At 41.5% G+C, this 20,533-nt stretch carries 24 protein-coding genes and 1 riboswitch; of the genes, 19 read left to right on the forward strand and 5 right to left on the reverse strand.

The features are described 5' to 3' along the window. The first annotated feature begins 163 nt into the window (after nt 1-163). The 4 genes from B9Y89_RS11480 to B9Y89_RS11495 all read left to right on the forward strand — a co-directional run bounded on the left by B9Y89_RS11480 (nt 164) and on the right by B9Y89_RS11495 (nt 4,514). Nucleotides 164-1,675 (forward strand): spore germination protein, encoded by a 1,512-nt coding sequence (locus B9Y89_RS11480; protein WP_085523364.1) that lies wholly within the window; start codon nt 164-166, stop codon nt 1,673-1,675. A 100-nt stretch (nt 1,676-1,775) separates the two neighbouring features. Next, nucleotides 1,776-2,738 (forward strand): ROK family glucokinase, encoded by a 963-nt coding sequence (locus tag B9Y89_RS11485; RefSeq protein ID WP_085523365.1) that lies wholly within the window; start codon nt 1,776-1,778, stop codon nt 2,736-2,738. A 75-nt stretch (nt 2,739-2,813) separates the two neighbouring features. Beyond that, nucleotides 2,814-4,004, forward strand: coding sequence for a M14 family metallopeptidase (locus tag B9Y89_RS11490; protein ID WP_085523366.1), 1,191 nt, complete (start codon nt 2,814-2,816; stop codon nt 4,002-4,004). A 141-nt stretch (nt 4,005-4,145) separates the two neighbouring features. Further along, nucleotides 4,146-4,514, forward strand: a complete 369-nt coding sequence (locus B9Y89_RS11495; RefSeq protein WP_085523367.1) for a hypothetical protein — start codon at nt 4,146-4,148, stop codon at nt 4,512-4,514. Nucleotides 4,515-4,557: 43 nt separating this feature from the next. Here the strand turns inward: B9Y89_RS11495 and B9Y89_RS11500 are convergent, their stop codons facing one another. Then, nucleotides 4,558-4,743: a DUF2759 domain-containing protein gene (locus B9Y89_RS11500; protein WP_085523368.1), complete on the reverse strand. Its 186-nt coding sequence runs from the start codon at nt 4,741-4,743 to the stop codon at nt 4,558-4,560. A gap of 179 nt (nt 4,744-4,922) precedes the next feature. On the opposite strand from B9Y89_RS11500, the gene B9Y89_RS11505 reads away from it, so the two are divergent. Both B9Y89_RS11505 and B9Y89_RS11510 read left to right on the forward strand, forming a co-directional pair. After that, nucleotides 4,923-5,549, forward strand: a complete 627-nt coding sequence (locus tag B9Y89_RS11505) for an MBL fold metallo-hydrolase (RefSeq protein WP_085523369.1) — start codon at nt 4,923-4,925, stop codon at nt 5,547-5,549. 69 nt (nt 5,550-5,618) lie between these two features. Next, nucleotides 5,619-6,347, forward strand: coding sequence for a class I SAM-dependent methyltransferase (locus B9Y89_RS11510; protein WP_176222197.1), 729 nt, complete (start codon nt 5,619-5,621; stop codon nt 6,345-6,347). 30 nt (nt 6,348-6,377) lie between these two features. Here the strand turns inward: B9Y89_RS11510 and B9Y89_RS11515 are convergent, their stop codons facing one another. Continuing rightward, nucleotides 6,378-6,614, reverse strand: coding sequence for a DUF2626 domain-containing protein (locus B9Y89_RS11515; RefSeq protein ID WP_085523371.1), 237 nt, complete (start codon nt 6,612-6,614; stop codon nt 6,378-6,380). Between the two features lie 325 nt (nt 6,615-6,939). On the opposite strand from B9Y89_RS11515, the gene comGA reads away from it, so the two are divergent. From comGA to moaA, 10 genes are all read left to right on the forward strand, one after another. Then, entirely contained in the window at nt 6,940-8,010 is a 1,071-nt protein-coding gene (gene comGA / locus B9Y89_RS11520; protein WP_085523372.1) for a competence type IV pilus ATPase ComGA, read from the forward strand. Next, nucleotides 7,997-9,031 carry a competence type IV pilus assembly protein ComGB gene (gene comGB, locus B9Y89_RS11525; RefSeq protein ID WP_085523373.1) on the forward strand — a complete coding sequence of 345 codons (1,035 nt, stop codon included), beginning with the start codon at nt 7,997-7,999 and terminating at the stop codon, nt 9,029-9,031. The genes comGA and comGB overlap by 14 nt, the downstream gene beginning before the upstream one ends. 17 nt (nt 9,032-9,048) lie before the next feature. After that, complete coding sequence (gene comGC / locus B9Y89_RS11530; protein WP_085523374.1) at nt 9,049-9,384, forward strand: competence type IV pilus major pilin ComGC; 336 nt, start codon at nt 9,049-9,051, stop codon at nt 9,382-9,384. Beyond that, complete coding sequence (comGD, locus tag B9Y89_RS11535) at nt 9,381-9,824, forward strand: competence type IV pilus minor pilin ComGD (protein WP_085523375.1); 444 nt, start codon at nt 9,381-9,383, stop codon at nt 9,822-9,824. The genes comGC and comGD overlap by 4 nt, the downstream gene beginning before the upstream one ends. Further along, nucleotides 9,808-10,137 (forward strand): hypothetical protein, encoded by a 330-nt coding sequence (locus B9Y89_RS11540; protein ID WP_085523376.1) that lies wholly within the window; start codon nt 9,808-9,810, stop codon nt 10,135-10,137. Before comGD ends, B9Y89_RS11540 begins: the two co-directional genes overlap by 17 nt. Beyond that, nucleotides 10,134-10,556: a competence type IV pilus minor pilin ComGF gene (locus tag B9Y89_RS11545; RefSeq protein ID WP_085523377.1), complete on the forward strand. Its 423-nt coding sequence runs from the start codon at nt 10,134-10,136 to the stop codon at nt 10,554-10,556. Before B9Y89_RS11540 ends, B9Y89_RS11545 begins: the two co-directional genes overlap by 4 nt. Next, complete coding sequence (comGG, locus tag B9Y89_RS11550; protein ID WP_085523378.1) at nt 10,526-10,936, forward strand: competence type IV pilus minor pilin ComGG; 411 nt, start codon at nt 10,526-10,528, stop codon at nt 10,934-10,936. Before B9Y89_RS11545 ends, comGG begins: the two co-directional genes overlap by 31 nt. Continuing rightward, entirely contained in the window at nt 10,936-11,451 is a 516-nt protein-coding gene (locus tag B9Y89_RS11555; RefSeq protein WP_085523379.1) for a shikimate kinase, read from the forward strand. Before comGG ends, B9Y89_RS11555 begins: the two co-directional genes overlap by 1 nt. An 18-nt stretch (nt 11,452-11,469) precedes the next feature. Then, the gene (locus B9Y89_RS11560; RefSeq protein WP_085523380.1) at nt 11,470-11,703 is read left to right on the forward strand and encodes a YqzE family protein; all 234 of its coding nucleotides are present in this window, start codon (nt 11,470-11,472) and stop codon (nt 11,701-11,703) included. Nucleotides 11,704-11,781: 78 nt separating this feature from the next. Beyond that, nucleotides 11,782-12,795, forward strand: a complete 1,014-nt coding sequence (gene moaA / locus B9Y89_RS11565) for a GTP 3',8-cyclase MoaA (protein ID WP_085523381.1) — start codon at nt 11,782-11,784, stop codon at nt 12,793-12,795. On the opposite strand, the gene B9Y89_RS11570 is transcribed toward moaA, so the two are convergent. Then, the gene (locus B9Y89_RS11570; protein ID WP_085523382.1) at nt 12,792-13,577 is read right to left on the reverse strand and encodes a YqhG family protein; all 786 of its coding nucleotides are present in this window, start codon (nt 13,575-13,577) and stop codon (nt 12,792-12,794) included. The two genes, moaA and B9Y89_RS11570, sit on opposite strands and share 4 nt — an antisense overlap. Continuing rightward, nucleotides 13,574-15,235, reverse strand: a complete 1,662-nt coding sequence (locus tag B9Y89_RS11575) for a DEAD/DEAH box helicase (RefSeq protein ID WP_085523383.1) — start codon at nt 15,233-15,235, stop codon at nt 13,574-13,576. Before B9Y89_RS11575 ends, B9Y89_RS11570 begins: the two co-directional genes overlap by 4 nt. A 123-nt stretch (nt 15,236-15,358) precedes the next feature. Then, nucleotides 15,359-15,480, forward strand: a riboswitch (glycine riboswitch). Nucleotides 15,481-15,621: 141 nt separating this feature from the next. On the opposite strand from B9Y89_RS11575, the gene gcvT reads away from it, so the two are divergent. From gcvT to gcvPB, 3 genes are read left to right on the forward strand one after another with little or no spacing between them, the layout of a single operon-like run. After that, nucleotides 15,622-16,719 (forward strand): glycine cleavage system aminomethyltransferase GcvT, encoded by a 1,098-nt coding sequence (gene gcvT / locus B9Y89_RS11580; protein ID WP_085523384.1) that lies wholly within the window; start codon nt 15,622-15,624, stop codon nt 16,717-16,719. 17 nt (nt 16,720-16,736) lie between these two features. Then, nucleotides 16,737-18,092 carry an aminomethyl-transferring glycine dehydrogenase subunit GcvPA gene (gene gcvPA / locus B9Y89_RS11585; RefSeq protein ID WP_085523385.1) on the forward strand — a complete coding sequence of 452 codons (1,356 nt, stop codon included), beginning with the start codon at nt 16,737-16,739 and terminating at the stop codon, nt 18,090-18,092. Further along, nucleotides 18,085-19,551, forward strand: a complete 1,467-nt coding sequence (gcvPB, locus tag B9Y89_RS11590) for an aminomethyl-transferring glycine dehydrogenase subunit GcvPB (RefSeq protein WP_441351480.1) — start codon at nt 18,085-18,087, stop codon at nt 19,549-19,551. Before gcvPA ends, gcvPB begins: the two co-directional genes overlap by 8 nt. A gap of 210 nt (nt 19,552-19,761) precedes the next feature. Here the strand turns inward: gcvPB and B9Y89_RS11595 are convergent, their stop codons facing one another. Continuing rightward, on the reverse strand, nt 19,762-20,142 hold the full coding sequence (locus B9Y89_RS11595; protein WP_085523386.1) for a rhodanese-like domain-containing protein: 381 nt from the start codon (nt 20,140-20,142) through the stop codon (nt 19,762-19,764). Nucleotides 20,143-20,533: the final 391 nt, after the last annotated feature.

Consider the following 20,533-nt stretch of genomic DNA (forward strand, 5'->3'; position numbering starts at 1 on the left):
AAGAGCACTTCCCAACTCCGCTAGGCAAGACCCTATCATTTTGGACAGGGGAAGACAGGGACGTTGACTAAAAACCGCAACGTCTTGTTGCAGCGGCGGTGCTAGCCTATCCTGTACGTCATAACATAGTCAAAATGATTGTAGAGGGAGGAAGGGGGTAAGTATGGCTAATAAGCAATCGAATGAAAATAAAGAGAAGAAGACGAATACGGAACATGCGAATAAAGAAGAGAACACCTCTGTCAAACCCAATTATAAAGACAATGTGGACTGGTTGAGAAGTGAATTAGGTGTTAGCAAAAGTTTTGATATGTTACACCTTGATTTATTTTATGCCGGGCGAGATATGTCCTTATTTACGATTGACGGTATGACAAAAGATAAGATTACACATTTTCTGATGGAGTTATTAGCTGGTCTGGAAGAAGAGGACTTGGCGAATCATCCGTTGGAGCGATTAGTTAGAACTTATTTACCCTACATTGAGGTAAGTACTGAAACTTCCCTTGACAAGGTTGCCTTTTGGGTGTTGTCAGGCGCTTCGGCACTTGTTGTTGATGGTCTAGATAAAGTGATTATTATTGACGCGCGTACATATCCGGTCAGAGGTCCAAAAGAGCCTGATGTTGAACGTGTTGTCAGGGGACCAAGAGATGGCTTTGTTGAAACTATCGTCTTTAATACGGCGCTGATTAGGAGACGTGTCCGTGATCCATCACTAAGAATGGAATATATGTCAGTTGCGCGTCGTTCTAAAACGGATATTTGTGTTTGCTATATTGAGGATATTGTTAACCCGAATATCGTTGAAACGATTAAGAAAAATGTATCTCAAATTGATACAGACGGATTGCCCATGGGTGAGAAAACGATTGAGGAATTTATAGGTGGTCGCCACTTTAATCCTTATCCAACAGTTCGGTATACGGAGCGTCCTGACACGGCAGCCGTTCATTTGTACGAAGGGCGTGTCATTGTCATTGTCGATGGGACTCCTGTTGCCTTAATAGCACCATCAACCTATTGGAATCAATTACAACACGCCGAAGAATTTCGGCATAAGCCTATAACAGGTTGTTATCTCAGGATGATCCGTTATTTATGTGTTTGGGCATCTATTTTCATGCTGCCCATTTGGTATTTATTAGCTTCACACCCTGGTTTTGCTGGGGGTGCGGCGTTTATTGAAATTGATAAACAATTGGATATGCCGTTAGTAGGGCAGATTTTATTAATTGAGTTCGGTATTGACGCCTTAAGAATGGCAACCGTTCATACTCCATCAGCAATGGGCAGTGCCCTTGGCTTGGTGTCGGCGATCGTAATTGGACAAATTGCCATTCAAGCAGGACTCTTTGCTAAAGAGGTCATTCTATACATGTCGGTGGCTGCTATAGGAACTTTTGCCACACCTATGTATGAAGTTAGTCTAGCCAATCGCTTGGCTCGTGTTGGGCTAATCCTATTGGCTGTATTGTTTGGCCTGCCTGGATTCATTGCTGGTGTGCTCGTATTTACAATTTACTTAACGAGCTTGAAATCTTTCTATATGCCGTATTTATGGCCGTTCATCCCGTTTGATCCTTCCGCAATGAAAGATGTTCTATTCCGTATACCTAAGCCTCTCAATAATCGGCGTCCGAAAGCCCTATATCCGAAAGATCCTGATAAGTAATGATGATAAGATGTCTACTGTTTTATAAAACAGTGGACATCTTATTTTTTATTTGGGAAAATAAAGGGTATGTAAATAACGTGTAAGGGGATGAGGATAAATGAGGGAGCGCTGCAATATTGGTGTTGACCTTGGCGGGACAACAGTCAAATTGGCCATTGTTGATGAAGAGGGACATATTCAAAAGAAGTGGGAAATCCCTACGGATACAGCTGACCAAGGCAAAAGAATCGTTAAGGATATTGCACACAGCATTGAACAAACATTAGATACTATTGGAAAAAGTAGTGAAAACATTAATGGTATCGGGATTGGTGCACCTGGCTTCATTGAAATGGCGACAGGATATATCTATGAAGCAGTTAATATTGGCTGGAAGGAGTACCCGCTTAAGACAGCTCTGGAAGAGGCGACAGAAATGCCCGTTGTTGTTGACAATGATGCCAATATAGCGGCAATTGGTGAAATGTGGAAAGGCGCCGGTAACCATCATGATAATGTGATATGTATGACTCTGGGGACGGGTGTTGGCGGGGGGATGATTATCGATGGTGATATCGTTCACGGCATCAAAGGTATGGCGGGTGAATTTGGTCACGCCACAGTGGTCCCCGAGGGAGGTTATCAGTGCAATTGTGGTAAAGCGGGTTGTTTAGAAACAGTCGTATCAGCGACTGGTATTCGTCGAACAGCGCTTGATGAATTACGTCACCACCCCGAGAGCCAGTTACAACAGATTTATACAAATAACAACGACATCACGGCAAAAGATGTTTTCGATGCAGCCCGAGATCAGGATACATTCGCTATTGTGGTCGTCGAACGGGTCGCTTATTATATAGGACTCGTATTGGCCAACTTGGCAACAACGGTCAATCCTTCAAGAATAGTTCTTGGTGGCGGTGTATCGAAAGCAGGAGATGTGTTATTAACTCCGGTTAACCATTACTTTAGACAATATTCTATTGATCTGATTTATCGTCATACAGACATTGCTATTGCCGAATTGGGCAATGATGCGGGCATCATTGGTGCGGCGTGGCTTGCGCAGACAAAGATTTGACATCGGCGGCATAATCCTTTCTTCTCCGAACATAAAATGGAGAGTATAACAGGAGAAAGGGGAGGCGAAGGTGGTTTGAAAATAGATGTTCGTGAGGGCGACAGTTTTTGGTATTATAGTCAATTGTTTAATATTCCTCTTCAGCTCATTATAGACAGTAACCCTGATGTAAGCACTCAACAACTAATGGTAGGAACAGCCATCAATATTCCAGGATTTATCAAACGGCCACACACGGTTGACCCCGGGGATACCCTTTGGAGTATTGCCACTCATCGACGGATCGCATTGGATGCTTTGCTTTTATTAAATCCTGATATTAACCCCCGGAAGTTGAAAGAGGGTATGACGATTGATCTACCTTATAAAGTAACAAAACCCGTTGTTAATGGTAAGCAATCATACGATTTTTCTACTATGGTACGTGATATCAAACGGTTGATGGCTTTATATCCATTTATCCGCCAACAGTCTGTGGGGCGTTCAGTAGAAGGAAAATCTTTATATGAATTAAGAGTGGGCCAAGGCTCACAAGTGGTTCATGTCAATGGTTCGTTTCATGCACGGGAATGGATATCAACCCCTATAATTATGGCGTTTTTAAATGATTATTTATTGGCTTTAACGAATCGGGAGACAATACGAGGGTTAAGTATGGCTCCATTTTATGACAACAAAACTTTGTCAGCCCTTCCGATGGTGAATCCTGATGGTGTTGACTTAGTTATTCATGGTCTGCCTCAAAATAGTGAGTACCGGGAGCACATTTTGGAAATGAACAATGGTAGTACGGATTTTTCTCAATGGAAAGCCAATATTAGAGGTGTCGATCTTAATAATCAATATCCGGCTAATTGGGATATTGAAGCCGACCGAAAGCCTAATCATCCTGCTTCGGCCAATTACCCAGGTCCGCAACCTTTAAGCGAACCTGAATCCCAATCCCTTGCCCAGTTAACAGATGATAGCTCTTTCGAACGAGTGATCGCTTTCCATACGCAAGGTGAAGTGATTTACTGGGGTTATTTAGAGTATGAACCCCCTGAAACGGAATCGATTGCTCAAGAATTCGCCCGTGTTAGCAATTATGAGCCCGATCAGAACGTAGACAGTCATGCCGGTTACAAAGATTGGTTCGAGATGAAATGGCAGCGTCCCGGATTTACGATTGAACTGGGAAGCGGAACAAGCCCTTTATCTCTGAATCAGTACGAAGAAATTTATCAAGAAAGTTTAGGTGTATTTTTAGCTAATTTATACTTATAAAGCTAGCCGGTCACCCAAGGGTGACCGGCTATTTTGTTACGGAAAATTGACAAATAAGTTCATATTGATGTAATCGCTTTCAAAACGGAAGAAATTTTGGTAGAATGAAGTAAATGAACTCGGCAAAGGGGTACGATGACAATGGATTATTGCTTTATGAGAACCGATACAGGCTACGATGTCATCATGTTAGCCGTTCAGAGTGAGCAAGGTCATTATGATGTTTACCGTTTAAATGATCAATTACACAGTGATACATGCCTTTTTAAAGAAGACAATCCGGAAAAATTAAGGGAAAGAGTTCGTTCTTGGTGTCAAGAACATTTGCCTGACGACATGACAATGACGTCACTTTCAATTAAAGATAATGAAACATCAATTTTTAAGAAAATCAAAGCTTTTTTATTAGAAAAGGAAATTCCGTATGAAATGAAGCGTAGTTCTGTTTATATTAGTCAAAAATATTATGATCGATATCGAGATGATTTGCTCAAACTGACCGTTCCATAATCATAAAAAAACGGGAGCCTTAGAGGCTCCCGTTTTTTTTACTTTATTCACCTAATGGAATGCCGCCACCCTGGAGAACATCCCAAACGGTCATGACACCAAACCAACCGCACACAAGCAGTGTGACAAAGGCATATCCGCCACCAAAGAGATTTCGTTCTTTAATGGCACGAAGCATTCCCCAAAGGCATATCAAAGCAATAATGATAAAAAGAAAGCCTGTGAACATTGTTTTTGTCCTCCTTACGATACAAAGCTACAGTTAACGTATATATATGTACATGTCATATTTTAACCTTTTAATGTGGCTTTGTCGATACCTATTATATACCATACCCACATTATGATTTTCATATGTGTGAAAGTTTCGTTAAAATAATGATAACACACGAATCCGGAGGGATATATATGGAATGGTTGCAATTACCATTGGGCGCTATTCAAACGAATGCCTATATTATTTACAATCAACAAAAAGATGCTGTCATCATTGATCCAGGTGACGAGTTTGACAAAATCAAGGATGCTGTAGAGACACGTGGGCTTAATCCAAATGCGATTCTTTTGACACATGCTCATTTTGATCATATTGGGGCTTTAGACAAGACACGGGATCATTGGAATATTCCTGTATATTTACATATCAAGGAAAGCGACTGGCTGGATCATCCAGATAAGAACGGCTCTGCTTACTTTCCAATGGTTTCAAACATTACTTTAAAGCCAGCTGATATTTTGATTGAAAGTGAAAAATTATTAACCATCGGTTCCTTTACATTCGAAATTTTAGAGACACCCGGACATTCTCCAGGTAGCGTTTCTTTTTACGTCCGGCAAGAAAACGTTATTTTCTCAGGAGATGCCCTTTTCTACGGAAGTATTGGACGGACGGACTTATATGGAGGTGACCAGAAACAGTTGCTAGAAAGTATTGACTCTAAATTGTTAGTATTGCCGGATGAAACGATTGTTGCTCCAGGACATGGTTTTGAAACGACTATCAAAAATGAAAGGATGAGCAATCCGTTCTTTTAACCCATGTCGTGAACCCTTGTTCTTATCTGTCATAAGATATGATGAAGAAGGATAAAGGGGAGATTCTTGTTGAAGCGTGAGCAAAAATACCTCGATTTTTTAGCGAAGTTTGGCATCAGCAGTGCTCATCCAGGCGGATTGCCTTTAACTAAGGCGCTCTTAGCTAATGAATCCCTGTCTCAGGAAGATCATGTTCTAGATGTTGGCTGTGGGACAGGACAGACCTCCATGTACGTTGCGAAAACGTATGGTTCGCGGGTTACGGGTGTCGATAATCATCCGCTCATGGTTAAGCAAGCTGCAGAGCAAGCTTCCAAGGAGACACTTCCTATTCAGATTAAACAGGCGGATGCACAGCATCTTCCATTTAACCGTGCAACTTTTTCTTTTATCATATCTGAATCCGTTACCGTTTTTACCGATGTGCTGCAATCATTAAAGGAATACCATAGGGTGTTGCGATCAGACGGCATGTTATTAGGGGTGGAAATGACTTTAATGGATGAAGATGCCATCAGTGAGCAACAAGTTGATGAAATTAAACATTTATATGGTGTGAGGCGGCTCTTGGCTGAACAGGATTGGATCAACATGATGACTCAGGCAGGTTTTACGTCCATCGAATCATTGTCCGGTTACGATTTTCTAAGGGACCATATTAGTCTTGAGGAAGGTTCGGAGTTTAAGTTTTCATCTGAAATTGACGAGGCAGATTTTGAAGTTTGGTTTAACCATATGAACGTGATGGCGAAGTACAGAGACTTGTTGTCATACCGGATCTATCGCGCATATAAATAATCGGGAGGTTCCTTGGAACCTCCCGATTATTTATTCTCCCGGTATCATCATGAATGCAGACCAGTATGTAAATCCAACAAAAAACAAGGTTAAGTATGAGCCGAAAACATAGATATACACTCTTTCAGATAGGTTTAGATAACTTAGAGCATAGAAAAAGACAGTTTGAGCAAAGAACAATAATGAGGCCGGAATAAGACCTGCTATTAAGAACAAAACAGCAAAAATAAGCGTCCAAAACCCAAGGACACGGAACATTTTAGGCATTTTTCTCCCTCCTTTTGATGGAACCATACACTGTCATTATTATAATGAATCGGTAACCAGTTGTAAATATTTTTTATGTTGCCTCAAGTGTCATTCCCTATTATAACCGACTCATGTGAAGTTTAGCCAGAATTCCTCTTTCTAAGTGTACCGCCTGAGATGGCGATGATAGTTATAATCTTTGGGCACGGCTAGTTCATCACTCTGATTTATATGAAGGAGTTACTTGCTTTATTTTTTATGTAAAAATTTTTTAGAAAAAAAGGATGTTTTAAAAAAACGTCGAATTATGTATCTTATATCAAAATAGAAAGAAGGTGCCGATTTGTATGACATTGAAGACAAAAGTCGTGAGATTTTAGCTGCGGCCGTTGAGTTGAAGGCGACTGATATTCATTTTGTTCCTAGGAAAAAGGACACGCTGATTGAACTTCGGGTTGATGACCATTTGTATGAAATGGAAAACATACCTAGTCATGAGGCCAGGCGCGTCATTTCGCATTTCAAATTTGTTTCCGGAATGGATATCGGTGACCGCCGGAAGCCGCAAGATGGGGCCTATGATACCGTCATTAAAAAACAACCTGTCCATCTTCGCCTTTCCACCCTTCCCGCCACTTATAACGAATCCCTCGTGATCCGGATTTTACCTCAAGTGATGGATGAACGCATTAACGATCTCTCCGTATTTTCTGAGTGCACAGCCCATTTAGAGTCGCTGTTAAATTATGATTATGGTTTAATCCTTTTTGCCGGACCGACGGGGTCAGGCAAAACAACAACACTGTATACCATGCTTACTGCTGCAAAAAGACGTTATAATGCTCGCATTGTCACACTTGAAGAACCGGTTGAAAAGAAAAATGAGTCGTTTGTGCAAATGGAAGTCAATGAAAAAGCCGATTTGACGTATGCTAATGGATTCAAAGCGATTCTAAGGCATGACCCAGATGTGATTATGATTGGTGAAATTCGCGATTTGGATACGGCGAAAATTGCGGTCCGCGCCGCACTAACAGGACACTTGGTATTTTCAACAATCCATGCTAGTGATAGCTTTTCAACCGTGCATCGACTGTTAGAGATGGGGATTCCTCGGTACGACTTGAAGGATACGCTTGTAGGCGTTGTGTCGCAGCGATTGATTGCTGTTCATTGCCCTGTTTGTGGTAGGAAGTGTACTAAACATTGTAAGAATCGAACGATGAACCGACGTACAGGAATTTATGAAATCTTGGCAGGCATGGCACTACATGAAGTCCTGGAAAAAGGGAACCGCCACACGAAAGTTGAGTATCGCACTTTAGAAGATTATATTCGCATCGGGATGGCAATGGGTTATATTCCTAGGAAAGATCATTCCAAACTCTCGAGGCATCCTAATGCAATCCAGTAACTGGTCTACAAAGAAGCTGGCTGAATTTTTGAAACATACTGGTGAGCTTTTGAGAAAAGGCTATTCGCTGACATTGGCTTTGGAACTCGAAAAACAACGTACTCATCGCGGCCATTACAATGCGTGTATTAATGAAATGATCCAGGCATTGCGAGATGGTGAATCATTTCATTCAGCCTTACAAGTTACTGGATTACCATCATATATCCGTACATGGATTGGGTTGGCGGAAGAGAGTAGTCAGCTTGAAGCGGGACTGTTGAATATTGGGGAAATGTTACTGCTGTTGGAACAAAATAAGACTAAGATGGGACGATTGCTTTGCTATCCTTTAGTTTTATTCCTAACGCTTATCATAATTGTTTACATTTTCACCGTATTCCTGTTGCCGAATTTTCAACATTTATTGACCAGCATGGCTGTTGACCCCCCATTTCTAACCGTGTTCCTGATTGAATCAGGTGTTTTCCTCAACGATCATTTCATTCTCATTATGCTTTCGGCCGTAAGTACATTAATTTTACTTCTTGGAATTCAACGATCAATTCCCTCTTATAAAAAAATTAATATTTTATTAAAAATCCCCTTTATGAGTCGATTGACCCAACAATATTTAACCTATTTATTCAGTCTTCATTTAGGAGAAATGTTGAGAGGAGGTGTGTCTTTTATTGAAGCGGTCGAGTTATTGGATGATGATGACCGCGGATCTTTTCTGATGAACGAGATTAAAGTAATGAGAGAACAGATGATGGCTGGGCAACCATTGTCAGAAATCATTAAGGGACGCCCGGCCTATCTGGATGATTTGACAATCATCATTTTGAAGGGCGAACAATATCAACAGTTGGGACAAGCACTTCAGGATTATAGCCGCATCGTGTTCCGTCGATTCGAAGTGACGATTGAAACTTTAATTAAGTCGATCCAGCCCGCCTTTTTTGTTTTCTTTGGTGCCTGTATCCTGTTGATTTTTTATTCACTTATGTCACCGATGTTTCAAGTAATTGGAAGTTTATAGTAAAGGGGCGTTATTTAATGAAGAGATTGTTGAAAAATAAAGACGGATTCACGCTGATTGAAATGGTTATCGTATTAATGATTATTTCAATATTGTTAGCGATTGCAGTTCCGCAAATGACGAAAACTAATGATGTCGTTAATTCCAAGAGTTGTAAAGCAACTAAACGTCTCATTAAGGGACAAATTGGGTCTTATAAGGTTGAACATGGTGGTGATACCCCGGCAACATTAGATGTTTTAATAGAAGAGGGATATGTTGATACAATGGCTTGTCCTGATGGAACTGAATTATCAATGGAAGACATTATTCAAAGTGATGGAACTTCAGATACCTCGGGAACGAACGGATGATGCGTCTCAAGTCGTCACAACAAGGCTTCACAATGATTGAGGCTTTGCTTGTCGTTATTATTGTCACTGCATCATTCCCTCCTTTTTATCTTCTGCTAGAAGAATGGCATCATCGTCTAGCCACTCGGCAATTCGTTAATGTGTTATCTCATTCTATCCAAGAAGCGCAAATGACGGCAATGAGTGAATCTAAGTTCGTTCATGTCGTGCTCAATAAGTCAGCAAAAACCATTCAGTTTAGTAAGGATACCAATAACTATAAAAATGACCCGTATAGTGAAGACGTTCGAGTTACGAGAGGGACCCATTCACTGCAATTTAAGCTATTACCTAACGGACACATTAGTCGTTCAGGGACAATTTATATTACGTCGGGAGATATCAAATATAAGATTGTCTTTTTACTAGGACAAGGGAGGTTCTATGCTAAAGAAATCTGATGGATTTTCCACACTAGAAGCGACGGGTGCCTTGTTATTATTTGTGTCTGTGCTTGCTGCTGTACTGCCAATGACTTTGCAAGTGTATGAAGAGAAACAATATCAACAATATCGTCATACGGCTATATCCATTCTCCAGCAAGAACTTAACCACTGGATCGCAACAGGAAGGACGAAAGAAGCTACCCTTACTAAAGGCAATCATGATTATAGACTTGAATGGCTCAAGTATACTTCAGATCACCGCAGATTATGTATTCACTGGAGTTTAGCTCGTGGTAAGCAGACGATTTGTAGTGATGCTAAGCGATGAAAATGTCTAACGCCGGTTTTTCCCTCTTATCCTCGATTATAGCCTTTATGATTGTGATGACCATTTTATATTTATCGGCTCAAATGTTTTTAGTTATGGCCCATCTTAATATTTCCTCGGATACACAGTCGAACCACATCCGCCTATTCTTTGAACAAGTCAAACACGAAGTACATGCCAGTTCGTCGATGAGCTGCGAAGGTTCACAAATGATTTTACAAAAAAATCATCATGTCGTTGATTACCAGTTGAACGGCCGTGTGCTGAGACGTGCGGTTGATGGATCCGGTTATGACGTTGTATTGCAATCCATGTCCACGATTCAGTTCACTTGTGGGCCATCTACAGTGAATATTCGTGTACAAGATCAGAAAGGCAGGCCATATGAATGGAGCGTACTGCGTTTCGTAAAAGAATGAAACAACAAGAAGCGGGATTCATTTTTCCTGTAACAGCGATCATTGTTCTTCTCTTTATCGGGTTGATGCTTAATGTCTTGGTTACATTACAATCTGATATAGCTTTCACACAAAAACGCTGGCAAGCTTTCGAAGTGACACGCGTGAAGCAAATGGCGACACATGATATCATTTCATTAATACAATCGAAAGAACAAGCCCCTAACGACATAGAAGGAAAGACGTCCTACCGCATGGGAGATGTGACGTATACATGTCAGCGGAAATCAGATGATGTATACAACATTTATCTGAAACTTCATGTTGGTCAAGGGCGACATCATTTAAAAGTTATCTATGACAAGACAGACAATGCAATTATAAGATGGGAGGAGCAGTAATGAACACCATTTATTTAACTGGTTTTATGGGTGCGGGTAAAACGACGGTAGGTCGTGAACTTGGGCATCGAATGTCAATGCCCGTATGGGATACTGACGACATGATTGAACAAGTTTCTCGAAAAGAAGTTCAAGAAATATTCCAAGAAGAAGGGGAAGCGCGTTTCCGTGAATATGAGCGTGATATTATTCGGAACACTTCCTTTAACAATGCGATTATTACTACGGGCGGAGGTGCTGTTGTGAATGAAAACAATCGTCGTTTTATGCTTCAAAACGGGATTGTTATCTTTCTCTATTGCGATCCTAAAGCGATTGTCAAACGTCTGGCCAATGATACGACTCGACCTTTATTGGATAAGGATAAAGAAGAGAGGATCAATCAATTATTTATCGAGCGCTTTGATGATTATATCGAAGCTGATTATACCGTCAATACCACAATGAAATCCTCGCAAAATGTGGTGAGTGAAATCATGGGTTTTCTGGATAGACATGAACAAATTTGGGCATAGTAATCCTAGGTGATTCTGATGAAATCAAATGACTATGTGAAGTATTTAACTGAGCAATTTGTTCAATATGTTGAACAGCCAAAAGAACAAAGAAAATCATCACGTCGTGAACGTAAGCAAAATAATACGCCGATGATTGGCAATCGTTGGTTCGGTATGTTACCTGTAGCTTTTAATCATTATATTAGGCACGCGAAACAAAAGAGCCCTGATCTAAAAGAGAAATTTAAGAGAAAAGGCAACCGTTCTTAAACGGTTGCCTTTTTTAGTGTACTTTTCCAGGTCTTTTAATGTTATGATTGGTTAAAGACTTAACGGAGGAGGGGCAAAATGGCTAAGCATATCCAAGATCTCTTGGGACGTCCGTTGCGTGATTTGCGAATTTCGTTAACTGATCGTTGTAATTTCCGTTGTACCTACTGTATGCCTAAAGAGGTATTTGGACCAGGTTATGAGTTCTTGAGCCGATCCGCTATATTAAGCAATGATGAGGTGGTGCGCTTAGCTGGGTTGTTTGCAGAATTTGGGGTAAAAAAAATTCGTTTGACCGGCGGTGAGCCATTGCTACGTCCTAAAGTGGATGATCTCATTCATCGGTTGGCAGAAATTAATGGGATTGAAGATTTGGCGATGACCACCAATGGTTCATTGGTACCCAAAAAAGCACATTTGCTAAAGTCGTCCGGCCTCAGACGTGTGACAATTAGCCTGGACTCGCTTTCTGATGATCGTTTTGCCGCTATTAATGATCAAGGTTTTAAAGCATCAGATGTTTTGGAAGGTATATGGGCGGCGAAAGCGGCTGGTTTACAAGTTAAAATCAATATGATGGTGCAAAAAGGTGTTAATGAGGATGAAGTCCTGGAAATGCTTGACTATTTTCGCGGTTCAGGGATTGTCGTTCGCTTCATTGAATACATGGATGTCGGTAATTCTAATGGGTGGCGCCGGGACGACGTGTTCGGCAAAAAGGCGATTCTAGAATCGATCAAGCAGAAATATGACATTGAGCCGATTGATGCTGACTACTTTGGTGAAGTGGCCAGCCGTTATCGATTGCATGGCTCTGACGATGAGTTTGGTGTGATTTCATCAGTTACAGATGCCTTCTGTTCGTCATGCACCCGGGCACGGCTGTCAGCCGATGGATCGATTTTCACTTGTTTATTTGCTTCCAAAGGTGTCAGCTTCCGTAACCCTATGAGAAACGGTGCCAGTGATCAAGAACTTTCAGACATGATTCAAGAAATTTGGGGCAAAAGACATGACCGTTACTCCGAAGAACGTAAGCACCGGGAGTCATCCGCGAAAAACAAGATCGAGATGTCATACATCGGGGGCTAAAGAAAAACCCCCGACGTCAGATAGAACAGGCCGCCGTTGATAACACTTACGTGGATTCTTGGTTCATACATTTCTTTGAGCGCTTGTTTTTCTTTAGTATAAATATCGGGTTTATCCTGTAAATCTTCGTAAAACTGATCGAGTAATTGTTCATCGTATTCCCAACGGCGTCTAGCTTGTTCCGCCCATTCATGATCGTCCTGACTGATGAGACGCTCGATGTAAGATTCAATGCGCCGTAACCCACTTGAGGGCTTAATCATCGGTTGTAATGTGAAACAATAGTTTGGAATTTTGGGGGTTAAGGCCATGGTTTGAATCTGATCATGAAAGGGATTGACGATGGTGCCATTGATGAGATTCAAACCAATGGATAATATGGCGTCCTTTTTTAAATCTGATTGATAACTAATTTTACTATTGACTGCGAGCCACGGTTCTAAGGGAACATTTGTCTTTCCGTTAACTGAGACATTTTCGTAAAGGCGGATATGAGGTGAAAGTTCCTGAGTTGATTTAAAAATTTGATGAAGCCGCGGCGAACCAAAGTGAACCATTTCTCCCTCATCATCAGAGGGTTCTGTTTTTAAGGAAAGGATTGCAGTCTCCGGATGCCCTCCCATTTTTTCTAGATAATGCCAGTAAAAAGGCCGGTTCATCAACTGCTTATCAAGATCTACAGTGAGTTTGACGCGGAGATAACCTGGCCGGTCGTCTAAAATATCACACGCGTTAGCTGTGAAATAGTCAACCAGATAGTCATGGATAGCTTCTTGATTCATATCGCCTCATCCTCCTTTTGATCATCTTCACGTTCGGCATTAATCACGTTTGCGAGATTGTCCATCTTAATTTTGACTTCACCTTCTGTATCCGACTCTTCGAAAATGGTTTTAATGTGTTGGTCAATGTTCCCTAGATCGAGTTTTGTTAAAATTTCATCCAGTTCGCCGATAATATTTTCAAATAAATTGATTTTATCGTAAAGTAATTGAAGAATGTGCTCTTCGACAGTGTTCTTAGTTGCAAAATTATAGATATGAACATCCTCTTCTTGTCCAAGCCGGTGGATTCGACCGATACGCTGTTCGATCCGCATCGGGTTCCATGGTAGATCATAATTAATAATATGCTGACAAAATTGTAAGTTAATACCTTCACCACCCGCTTCTGTTGCAATAAGAACCTGGGCTTGGTTCTGGAAGAGCTGTTTCATCCAATCTTTTTTGCTGCGCTTGAATCCACCCCGGAACGGCACTGATGAGATCCCATGCTGTTGAAGATACCACATGAGATAGAGTTGTGTGGCGCGGTATTCCGTGAAGATAATCACCTTACTATCCACTTGCTGAATGAGCTCGACGGCTTTCTCAGCTTTAGAGTTTGTTTCAACAGCCTGAATGGCCTCCATAACTGGTTTGATTGCTTCCTGTAGTTGCGGATCATTGTCTGCTTCAACCATCTTTTTCAATGTCATATAGAGAGCTTCCCGGCTTGAGCAGGCCTCTCTCTGTAATGTAATCAGTGAGAACCCTTTAGCGAACTCGGTGTTTCTTAAATGATTTAAGGCATTATACATTTGTTTTTCTTCGTTTGTAAAAGGAATTTCCACTGATTCCACATGACGTTTAGGCCAGTCCATTTCGGTATCTTGGCGTCGGTTTCGCACCATAACCTGGTTGATTAATGCCCGTAATTTGTCCTGGTTTTTCACCTCATCTTTTCCGGAACGATAGGCGTTAGAAAAGGCTTCGGCGTTGCCTAGATAGCCGGGTTTCAGCAAAGAGACGAGATAAAAGAGCTCGTCCAATCGATTTTGCACCGGTGTTGCTGTCAGCAATAATGCAAATTTCTTTTTAATTTGTTGTACAAATTGATAGTTTTTCGTCTTAGGATTCTTCAACTTATGGGCTTCATCAACAATTAATAAATCATAATCTTGTTCTAAAATAATATCCTTATGCGGCTGCTTTTTAGCGGTATCGATGGATGAGATGACAACATCACATTGCTCCCATACGTAAGATTTTCGTTGAGGGACCGCTGGAATATAAAATTTGGTTTGTAATTCTGTTGCCCACTGCATGACTAGTGAAGCGGGAACAAGAATTAAGATCTTTTTCGCCAAACCACGAATCATGTATTCTTTCATAATAAGACCGGCTTCAATCGTTTTACCGAGACCAACTTCATCGGCTAAAATCGCCTTTCCATGCATTTGCTCAATGACGGTTTCTGCTGTTTCTTTTTGATGGGGTAAAAGATCTAGATTAGGAAGGTGTTTTGGTGCCGTCAGCCCCTTAAATGCCGGAATCTGTAATTCTTGTTCGGCTTGATAGGCGAGTTGGTACAGATCCCACTGCGCCCATGGTCCGTCCGCTTCAATTTTTTCTGTTAGGTTATCATGCCAAGTGCGGTCAAAATTGATTGTCGGCTGCATAAACACCGTTCCTTTCAGAATTCTCCGTTGCCAAATGAATCAACATAATGGTAGGATAATAATAGTTAGTATGTTCAAATAGGTAGAGACTTATAAGTTGAACCTTAATTTCATATCTTGCGAATGATAACAAGGGGAGAGACCTAGCACTCGGATTGATATTTGATTCAAGTCAGTGCCGGGCGCCGAAGGAGCAAACGAAATCAATTCGTGAATCTCTCAGGCAAAAGAACTCTTGTTAGACGCACCTCTGGAGAGTGCTTACTTGAGCCACCTACGAGGCCCAATATGACATTTGGCTGAAACTTTCTGGTATCCGGACAGGGGGACACAAAAGACTTGTGTTTCCCTGTCTTTTTTTATGCTTTTTTATAAGGGGGAAGGTTATGAGTGATTTAAAACGCACACCACTCTATGAAAAATTTCAAGAAAATGGCGCCAAAACGGTTGACTTTGGCGGTTGGGAACTTCCGGTTAAATTTTCAGGCATTAAGGATGAACATCATGCCGTGCGCGAACGGGCTGGTTTGTTTGATGTCTCACATATGGGAGAAGTATCCGTGACGGGCGATGATGCTGAGGCGTTTCTGCAGTATCTCGTTACGAATGATATAAAACAACTGGCTGCGGGAGTGGCCCAATATACAGCGATGTGCTATGAAGATGGCGGAACTGTAGATGACTTAATTATTTATAAACTTGACGTTAACAACTATTTATTAGTTATTAATGCTGCAAATGAAGCGCAAGACTTTGAGTGGATTCAGTCTCATGCTGGAGGCAACGTTAATATCAAGAATATTTCGAATGAAGTGGCACAATTGGCTGTTCAAGGTCCGGAAGCGGAAGCGATTGTTCAATCGCTAACAGGCGTCTCTTTAGATGATATTGGCTTCTTTAACTTTAAAAACCATGTGGATCTTGCTGGTATTCAAAGTTTAGTTTCCCGAACGGGTTACACAGGAGAAAATGGATTTGAAATCTACTGTGCCTGGGATGACGCTCCAAGACTTTGGGATGCGATTCAGGCTGCGGGTGAGAGCAAAGGATTGGCTCTTTGTGGATTGGGCGCTCGTGACACGTTACGTTTCGAGGCGAAATTACCTTTATACGGTCAAGAATTAAGCAAAGACATTTCACCGGTTGAAGCGGGGATTGGCTTTGCTGTCAAAGTTAAGAACGAGGATGACTTTATTGGTAAAGCTGCTTTGAAGGCACAAAAAGAGAACGGGGCACCACGCAAATTAGTCGGAGTAGAAATGATCGATAAAGGCATTCCTAGAACCCACTATGCGGTCTTTTCTGATGATCAAAAAATAGGGGAGATAACCACAGGAACCCAGTCTCCTACCCTCAATAAAAATCTTGGCTTAGCTCTCATTACCCGTGACTATGCGGAAAAGGGGCATGAAGTCGAGGTTGATATCCGTGGAAAGCGTAAAAAAGCAATCATTATAGGTACACCATTTTATAAACGAAGTTAATGAAGGAGGGCAATGGAATGTCTCATTATCGTTATTTACCTGTAACCGAGTCGGATCGAAATGACATGCTACAAACGATTGGTGCCGCATCTATTGATGAGTTGTTTGCTGATGTACCGGAAAACATTAGGTTTAAAGGGCAGCTTAATGTTGAACCTGCATTATCAGAAACGGAAATCTATCGATTAATGAATGACCTTGCGGAAAAAAACACTCATTTAAAGGAAGTGCCTTCGTTTCTTGGGGCAGGTGTGTATGATCATTACATGCCTTCTGTCGTTAATCATGTGATTTCCCGGTCGGAATTTTATAGTGCATACACACCTTATCAGCCGGAAATTTCTCAGGGGGAACTTCAAGCTATTTTTGAGTTTCAAACGATGATTAGTGAATTGACAGGTACGGAAGTCGCCAACTCATCGATGTATGATGGCCCAACGGCTTTAGCAGAAGCGGCGTTGCTCAGTGTTGGGGCGACACGCAAAGATAAAGTCATCGTGTCTGAAACAGTGCATCCAGAAGCTCGTGAAGTTTTACAAACTTATGCCAAAGGTCACGATTTGGAGATTGTCACCATCCCCGCCAAAGACGGTGTTACGGATAGCGAGAAGTTAACGGCAGCGGTTGATGATGATACCGCATCTGTTATTGTGCAATATCCGAACTTTTATGGGCAAATTGAGCCGTTGAAAGATTTAGAACCGATCGCTCATCAAGGGAAAAAATCGATGATGATTGTCTCCAGTAATCCACTTTCGCTTGGATTGTTGACACCGCCTGGATCGTTGGGAGCGGATGTCGTTGTGGGCGACTGTCAACCTTTGGGCATTCCGTCATCTTATGGAGGTCCCCATTGCGGCTATTTCGCCACGTCGAAGAAATATATGCGCAAAGTTCCCGGTCGTCTTGTTGGACAAACAGTTGATGAGGATGGCCACCGCGGTTTTGTATTAACCTTGCAGACGCGTGAGCAACATATCCGTCGGGATAAAGCGACGTCAAATATTTGCTCGAATCAAGCCCTCAACGCTTTGGCCTCATCTGTCGCCATAGCTGCTCTTGGCAAACAAGGTATTGAAGAAATGGCACGGCAAAACGTTCATAAGTCTCGATATGCAGCGAAGCAACTGCAAACAGCTGGCGTAACAATAATTACCAGCGGTGCTTATTTTAATGAATTTGTGGTTGATTGCAAAGGGTCTGTTAAAGATGTCAACCGCCGTTTGCATGAAAAAGGGATCATCGGTGGATTTGATCTTGGACGCGTGAATACTAGATTTGAAAACCATATGCTTATTGCTGTTACGGAGCAAAGGGCAAAAGAGGAAATTGACCAATTTGCGGAAGCGTTGGGAGGGGTTGTCCGTGATTAAACAACCAGAGCAACCATTGATTTTTGAATTGAGTCGTACTGGACGCGTCGCTTATAGTCTTCCGGAACTCGATGTGCCAGAAGTGGATCTCACAGACGAATTTGATGAAACGTATATCAGGGAAGATCCACCTGACTTACCGGAAGTAAGTGAATTGCAACTGATGCGGCACTACACGGCATTGTCACAAAGAAATCATGGGGTTGATTCCGGATTTTATCCATTAGGATCGTGTACAATGAAGTACAATCCAAAGATTAATGAGGATGTTGCCCGGATCGCGGGATTGGCTCATATCCATCCTTATCAGGAAGCCGAGACAGTTCAAGGGGCTATGGAGCTTATGTACCGCTTGCAAGGAAATTTGGCTGAAATAACCGGCATGGATGAGGTGACTTTGCAACCGGCAGCAGGTGCACAGGGTGAGTGGACCGGACTTATGATCATTCGTGCTTATCATGAGGCGAGGGGCGATCATCATCGAACGAAAGTTATTGTCCCTGATTCGGCTCACGGAACCAATCCAGCCTCAGCAACAGTAGCTGGGTTTGAAGCTGTTACGGTTAAGTCAAATGATCAAGGTATTGTTGACCTTGACGACTTAAAACGCGTTGTTGGTAATGATACAGCGGCATTAATGTTGACAAATCCTAATACAGTCGGCCTGTTTGAGCAGGACATTTCTGAAATGGCTGCGATTGTCCATGAGGCAGGTGGCAAGCTCTATTATGACGGCGCGAATATGAATGCCATTATGGGGGTTACACGTCCTGGTGACATGGGCTTTGATGTCGTTCATCTTAATCTTCATAAAACGTTCACGGGTCCACATGGTGGCGGTGGTCCAGGTTCTGGACCGGTCGGAGTTAAATCGGAGTTGAGCCGGTTTTTACCGAAGCCAGTGCTCGTTAAGCATAATGAGGGCTATGCATTTGATCATAACCGTCCCGATTCGATTGGCCGTGTCAAACCATTCTATGGTAATTTTGGTATCAATCTACGAGCCTACACTTATATACGGACGATGGGAAGTGATGGGTTAAATCAAGTATCAAAAGATGCCGTATTAAATGCGAATTATTTAATGAGACGGCTAGAGCCATATTACATTTTGCCGTATGATCAACATTGTAAGCATGAATTTGTCGTTTCAGGAAAAAGACAGAAGAAACAAGGTGTGCGAACATTAGATATGGCCAAACGCATGCTTGATTTTGGTTACCATCCACCGACAATCTATTTTCCGTTGGTCGTTGATGAATGTATGATGATTGAACCGACGGAAACTGAGGCTAAAGAAACGTTGGATGAATTTGCTGATACGTTGATTCAAATTGCCCATGAGGCAGAGCAGACGCCAGAAGTTGTACAGGAAGCCCCACACGACACAATTGTGAGTCGTTTGGACGAAACTCAGGCAGCGCGCCAACCGCGTCTCCGTTATCACGCTGAAAAATAATAAAAGGCTGTTTTCTAAAAGATTGTTGCTTTTGCATGGTATAAAAAACGACTCTAAACGCTCTGAGCAGCCCGAATACACGTAGACTCCCGCGGAAAGCGAAGTGTATTTGGGCTGCGGTCAAAAGCAACCATTCATACGAAAACAGCCAAATAAAAAGAACAAGGCTATCCAGAGAATGAACTGGGTAGCCTTGTTCTTTTGAAAGATCTATTTCTTTTTCTTAACTTTTCCGGTCCACTTTTTAAAACCGCCTTTAAGCTGGTAGATGTCTTTATGGCCCATTTTTTTCAACATATTGGCAGCGCGTGCGCTTCGCATCCCACTTTGGCAATAAAGATAAACGGGCTTATCTTTTCTAATTTCAGATTTCCGCATTTTCATTTGTGTCATGGGGATATTTCTTGCTCCTAGAATGTGTCCGCCATCAAACTCATTAGGCTCACGAACATCAATCAATTGTGCTTTCCGGTAATCCTGTTTAAACTCTTCTTCGGTTAAGGTTGTTAGAAATGTTTTCTGATAGAGCTGACGTCCTAATACATAAAGTATAAGTGCCACAATGACGACAATTGGAAAAATCCACTGCATGTTGCTATACCCCTTTATATTAATAAACTGAAATAACATCCATGATTTATTATAACTTGATATTCATTAATTTTAAAGCCAACAATCACCAAAATAGATGGATTGAAATTGTGATTAATAGAATGCTATAGTTAAAAATGCTGATTGGCGAAGGCAATTGACAATCGAAAGAAACGCAACGGACAAAATTCTTGAAAATAATCATCTTTTGTTACGAAATCTCTTAATCTCTCTTTTTATCTTCTTTTTTTAGATGATTTGTGAATTGACATTTGCCGGCAAGTTTGGTCGAATAACAATATATAGTACTTTGGTTGTTTTTTAAATCACAATATATTGTATTCTATCGTTTTAAAAGTTAATATATATACATAAGAGTTATAAGGAGGGC

Source organism: Tuberibacillus sp. Marseille-P3662 (genome assembly GCF_900178005.1).
In the GTDB taxonomy this organism is placed as follows: domain Bacteria; phylum Bacillota; class Bacilli; order Bacillales; family Sporolactobacillaceae; genus Marseille-P3662.

What these genes read in the sequence shown, in the direction of transcription:
- B9Y89_RS11480 (WP_085523364.1), top strand. Translation starts at nt 164, where the DNA reads ATGGCTAATAAGCAATCGAATGAAAATAAAGAGAAGAAGACGAATACG.
- B9Y89_RS11485 (WP_085523365.1), top strand. Translation starts at nt 1,776, where the DNA reads ATGAGGGAGCGCTGCAATATTGGTGTTGACCTTGGCGGGACAACAGTC.
- B9Y89_RS11495 (WP_085523367.1), top strand. Translation starts at nt 4,146, where the DNA reads ATGGATTATTGCTTTATGAGAACCGATACAGGCTACGATGTCATCATG.
- B9Y89_RS11500 (WP_085523368.1), bottom strand. Translation starts at nt 4,743, where the DNA reads ATGTTCACAGGCTTTCTTTTTATCATTATTGCTTTGATATGCCTTTGG.
- B9Y89_RS11505 (WP_085523369.1), top strand. Translation starts at nt 4,923, where the DNA reads ATGGAATGGTTGCAATTACCATTGGGCGCTATTCAAACGAATGCCTAT.
- B9Y89_RS11515 (WP_085523371.1), bottom strand. Translation starts at nt 6,614, where the DNA reads ATGCCTAAAATGTTCCGTGTCCTTGGGTTTTGGACGCTTATTTTTGCT.
- comGB (WP_085523373.1), top strand. Translation starts at nt 7,997, where the DNA reads ATGCAATCCAGTAACTGGTCTACAAAGAAGCTGGCTGAATTTTTGAAA.
- comGC (WP_085523374.1), top strand. Translation starts at nt 9,049, where the DNA reads ATGAAGAGATTGTTGAAAAATAAAGACGGATTCACGCTGATTGAAATG.
- comGD (WP_085523375.1), top strand. Translation starts at nt 9,381, where the DNA reads ATGATGCGTCTCAAGTCGTCACAACAAGGCTTCACAATGATTGAGGCT.
- B9Y89_RS11540 (WP_085523376.1), top strand. Translation starts at nt 9,808, where the DNA reads ATGCTAAAGAAATCTGATGGATTTTCCACACTAGAAGCGACGGGTGCC.
- B9Y89_RS11545 (WP_085523377.1), top strand. Translation starts at nt 10,134, where the DNA reads ATGAAAATGTCTAACGCCGGTTTTTCCCTCTTATCCTCGATTATAGCC.
- comGG (WP_085523378.1), top strand. Translation starts at nt 10,526, where the DNA reads ATGGAGCGTACTGCGTTTCGTAAAAGAATGAAACAACAAGAAGCGGGA.
- B9Y89_RS11555 (WP_085523379.1), top strand. Translation starts at nt 10,936, where the DNA reads ATGAACACCATTTATTTAACTGGTTTTATGGGTGCGGGTAAAACGACG.
- B9Y89_RS11560 (WP_085523380.1), top strand. Translation starts at nt 11,470, where the DNA reads ATGAAATCAAATGACTATGTGAAGTATTTAACTGAGCAATTTGTTCAA.
- moaA (WP_085523381.1), top strand. Translation starts at nt 11,782, where the DNA reads ATGGCTAAGCATATCCAAGATCTCTTGGGACGTCCGTTGCGTGATTTG.
- B9Y89_RS11570 (WP_085523382.1), bottom strand. Translation starts at nt 13,577, where the DNA reads ATGAATCAAGAAGCTATCCATGACTATCTGGTTGACTATTTCACAGCT.
- B9Y89_RS11575 (WP_085523383.1), bottom strand. Translation starts at nt 15,235, where the DNA reads ATGCAGCCGACAATCAATTTTGACCGCACTTGGCATGATAACCTAACA.
- gcvT (WP_085523384.1), top strand. Translation starts at nt 15,622, where the DNA reads ATGAGTGATTTAAAACGCACACCACTCTATGAAAAATTTCAAGAAAAT.
- gcvPA (WP_085523385.1), top strand. Translation starts at nt 16,737, where the DNA reads ATGTCTCATTATCGTTATTTACCTGTAACCGAGTCGGATCGAAATGAC.
- B9Y89_RS11595 (WP_085523386.1), bottom strand. Translation starts at nt 20,142, where the DNA reads ATGCAGTGGATTTTTCCAATTGTCGTCATTGTGGCACTTATACTTTAT.